Source organism: Acidithiobacillus sp. (genome assembly GCF_027322205.1).
In the GTDB taxonomy this organism is placed as follows: Bacteria; Pseudomonadota; Gammaproteobacteria; order Acidithiobacillales; family Acidithiobacillaceae; genus Acidithiobacillus.
This window is the reverse complement of sequence record NZ_DAHVHY010000105.1, coordinates 1-4291: the sequence shown is the minus strand read 5'-3', so window position 1 is coordinate 4291 and position 4291 is coordinate 1. Positions and strand designations below refer to the sequence as shown.

The window sequence follows — 4291 nt, the reverse complement described above, 5'->3', positions numbered from 1 at the left end:
CCCCGCCGATGCTCCGGCGGATAGCGAATGTGCTTACTGGGCGCGGGCGTTTTATCAACAATGTCGCGCTTTGGCGGCGGATCTGGAAAACCTCGCCCCTGAAGCGCGGCATTTGAACGATGCCCTGACACTGGCCGAATTGGCCCATGACATTGCCACGGGGACGGCAAACACCCGGGCGGCTGCCGCAGAACGGTTGCGGGTGATCAATCAATTGGTAGATCGCTGCCGCGCATTGGCGGTGATGGATTTTGAATTTCTTTACGACCCTGCGCGCGACCTGCTGGCCATTGGCTATGATGTCGGGGAACGGCGCCGTGATCCCTCCTGCTACGACCTGCTGGCATCAGAAGCACGCCTGGCCAGTTTTCTGCTTATTGCACAAGGACAAGTACCACAGAAACATTGGTTTTCGCTGGGTCGCCTGTTGACGAGCTACGGTGGCGAACTGTGCTTGATTTCGTGGAGCGGCTCGATGTTTGAGTATCTCATGCCGCAATTGATCATGCCGGATTTCCCCAACACGCTGCTCCACCAGACCTGCAAAGCGGCCGTCTCCCGTCAAATAGAATATGGGCGCCAACGCACCGTACCCTGGGGAATATCGGAATCCTGCTTCAACGCCGTGGACATGCATCAAGTCTATCAATACCGGGCATTTGGGGTTCCCGGTCTTGGTTTCAAACGCGGACTCGGCGATGATTTGGTGATTGCACCCTATGCCAGCGCGCTGGCACTGACCGTGATGCCGTGGGAGGCCTGCCACAACTTGCAGGCCCTTGCGGCGCAGGGGTTTCTCGGCACCTATGGATTTTACGAAGCCATCGATTACACCCCATCACGGGTGCCACCGGGCGAGAGTCATGCCATTGTCCGCACCTTTATGGCGCATCATCAGGGCATGAGCCTCCTGGCTTTTGCCCACGTCCTTCTTAACCAACCGATGCAGCGCCGATTTTTATCTGATCCCGGCATTCAGGCCACTCAATTATTGTTGCAGGAGCGCCTGCCCAGACAAGAAGCTACCTTGCATCCCCATGCGGCTGAAGTCAGCGCCGCCGCAAACGTGTCCAGCGTCGAGACCGCCGCGATTATGCGCGCATTCACCAATCCGGATACGTCCATGCCAGAAGTCCACCTTCTGTCTAATGGCCACTACCACGTCATGATCAACCATGCCGGCAGCGGCTACAGCCATCGTGGTGGTCTCGCCGTGAACCGCTGGCGCGAGGATACCGCCATAGACACCTGGGGGACCTTCATTTACCTGCGTGATCGTCATTCCGGACACTTTTGGTCGACGACCCATCAACCCACCCGAAGCAAAGCCGATCACTATGAGGCGATTTTCGTCCAGGCGCGGGCGGAATATCGTCGCCGCGATCAGATGATAGAAAGCTATATGGAGGTCGCCGTTGCGCCGGAAGACGATGTGGAGATCCGCCGCGTAACGCTCACCAATGTCTCCTCGCGCATTCGTCAGATAGAGTTAACGAGTTATACCGAGCTTGTCCTCGCGCCGCTGAATGCCGACCTTGCTCACCGCGCATTTAGCAACTTGTTCGTTCAGACCGAAATTCTGGCAGAGCACAATGCGATTCTCTGTACCCGACGGCGCCGCTCACCGGACGAGCAAGTGCCTTGGATGTTCCATCTGTTTGCGGCTCCCGGAGTTGCCGCCAGCGCAGCATCTTACGAAACCGATCGCGCACAGTTTATCGGCCGTGGTCGTACCGCCGAACATCCGCGCGTCTTCGATAGTCTACAACAGGCTACATTATCAAATAGCGAGGGTCCCGTATTAGACCCCATTGTGGCCATCCGTCGTACGCTGACGCTTGGCGTAGACGAGTCCGCGACGGTGCAGATCATTTCCGGAATTGCCGACACCCGTGAGGCCGCCATCGCCCTGCTGGAGAAGTATGGTGATCGTCACCTGGCGGAACGGGCTTTTGAAATGGCCTGGTTCCAGAGCCAGGAAGTGCTCCGTCATCTGAGCGCCAGTGAAGCCGATGCCCAGGTGTATGGCCGCCTCGCCAATTCCGTGGTCTACGCCAGTGCCCTGCGGAGGGCCGCGCCCAGTGTGATTGCCCGTAATCAGTTAGGGCAATCCGGCCTGTGGCGCTTCGGGATATCGGGCGATTTACCGATTGTGCTGCTGCGCGTCAGTCAATTAAACCGCATCAATCTGGTAAAACAAATGCTGCAGGCCCATGCCTATTGGCGACTGAAAGGACTGGCGGCCGATCTGGTGATCGTCAACGAAGATTTCACCAGCTACCGGGCCACGCTGCAAGATCAGATTATGGGCTTGATTCACGCAGGTCCGGAAGCACAAGTCATCGACAAACCCGGCGGCGTCTTTTTACGCCGCGCCGAAGAACTTTCCGAAGAGGATCGCGTGCTGTTCCAGACCGTCGCGCGCATTATCCTCACCGACAGCGCCGACTCCCTGCTGGAGCAGGTGGAACGGCGGGTATCCGGGGATCGTTTTCCTGCTCCGCTGAATCCGCGGTCACCCCTCGCTACCGAAATCATACAACCGTTGCCTCCGCGTGAACTTATTTTTTTCAACGGATTAGGTGGATTCACGGCCGATGGACGTGAATACGTCATCGGTCTGGAGCCGGGCCAAAGTACGCCCGCCCCTTGGGCCAATGTGATTGCCAGTCCGCACATCGGCACCGTCATCAGCGAGAGCGGCGGCGCCTATACCTGGGTCGAAAACGCCCATGAATTCCGTCTGACCACATGGCACAACGATCCGCTGAGTGACAGTAGTGGCGAAGCCCTGTATATCCGCGACGAAGACACCGGAGTATTTTGGTCACCCTCTCCATTGCCCGCCCGCGGTCAGTCCGGATATGTGTGCCGCCACGGATTTGGATACACCGTTTTTGAACATTATGAGTCGGGGATATCTTCAGAAATGACCACCTACGTCGCGATGGACGCGCCGGTGAAATTCGTGGTGGTCAAGCTGCGCAATCATTCCAAGCGCTCGCGACGGCTTTCGCTGACGGGATACTGGGAACTGGTGCTCGGCGAGTGGCGCCATGCCAATATGATGCATATCGTCACCGAAACCGATCTGCACAACGGTGCGCTGTATGCCCACAATGACTATGGCCGCGAGTGCGGACATCGGGTCGTGTTCGTTCAGACCAGTGAACGGGAGCGTACGATCACTGGCAACCGCAGCGAGTTTATCGGTCGTAATGGTACGCTTGCCAAGCCTGCGGCACTGTACCGCAGCCATTTATCGGGTAAAACAGGGGCGGGCCTTGATCCCTGTGCCGCCATACAAACGCTGATTCATCTGGCCGAAGGCACGGAGCGCGAGGTCGTGTTTGTTTTTGGTACCGCCGCCAGCACCGACGAAGCGCAGCGATATACAGACCGTTTCGCCGGTAGAGAGGGTGCGCGGCAAGCTTTGGCAGGGGTGCGGGAATACTGGAATCGGACCTTAGGTACGATATATGTGGAAACCCCGGATCCTGCACTGAACGTATTAGCGAACGGCTGGCTGGTCTACCAGACCATCTCCAGCAGACTCTGGGGCCGCAGCGGCTACTACCAGTCGGGCGGGGCCTACGGTTTCCGTGATCAACTGCAAGACAGCATGGCGCTGATCCACACCACTCCCTGGCTGGCCCGGGAGCAACTGATCCGTTGTGCAGAGCGCCAATTCCGCCAGGGGGATGTCCAGCACTGGTGGCATCCGCCCCACGGCCAAGGGGTGCGCACCCATATTTCGGATGACTATCTCTGGTTACCCTATGCCACCTGTCGTTTTGTGATGGCTACCGGCGATAGTGGCGTACTCGACGAACCCATTCATTTTCTCGAAGGCCGCGAGCTGAATTCCGAGGAAGAATCCTACTACGATCAGCCCCAGCAGTCTGCCGAATCCACCAGCCTCTATGATCATTGCGTGCGGGCGCTCAAAAACGGCTTGCGATTTGGTGCCCATGGCTTACCGCTGATGGGCTGTGGCGACTGGAATGACGGGATGAATCTGGTCGGCCGTGAGGGCCGGGGTGAGAGCGTCTGGCTGGCCTGGTTCCTGATTCAGAATCTGCAGCAGTTTGCCGGACTCGCGCGCAACCGGGGTGACAGCGCTATCGTTGATCTTTGTGTGCAACAGGCTGCCGTGTTACAGGAGGGCATAGAAAAAAATGCCTGGGACGGTGCCTGGTATCGGCGGGCTTATTTTGATGATGGTACGCCCCTTGGTTCTGCTGCGAATGACGAATGCCAAATAGATTCCATCAGCCAGAGTTGGGCCGTC

1 protein-coding gene is annotated in these 4291 nt (G+C 57.8%); it reads left to right on the top strand.

The window, feature by feature from the left end; all coding sequences use genetic code 11:
* The coding region (locus M7F93_RS11155) for a glycoside hydrolase family 94 protein (RefSeq protein ID WP_298173427.1) at positions 1 to 4291 on the top strand (4291 nt) is incomplete at both ends.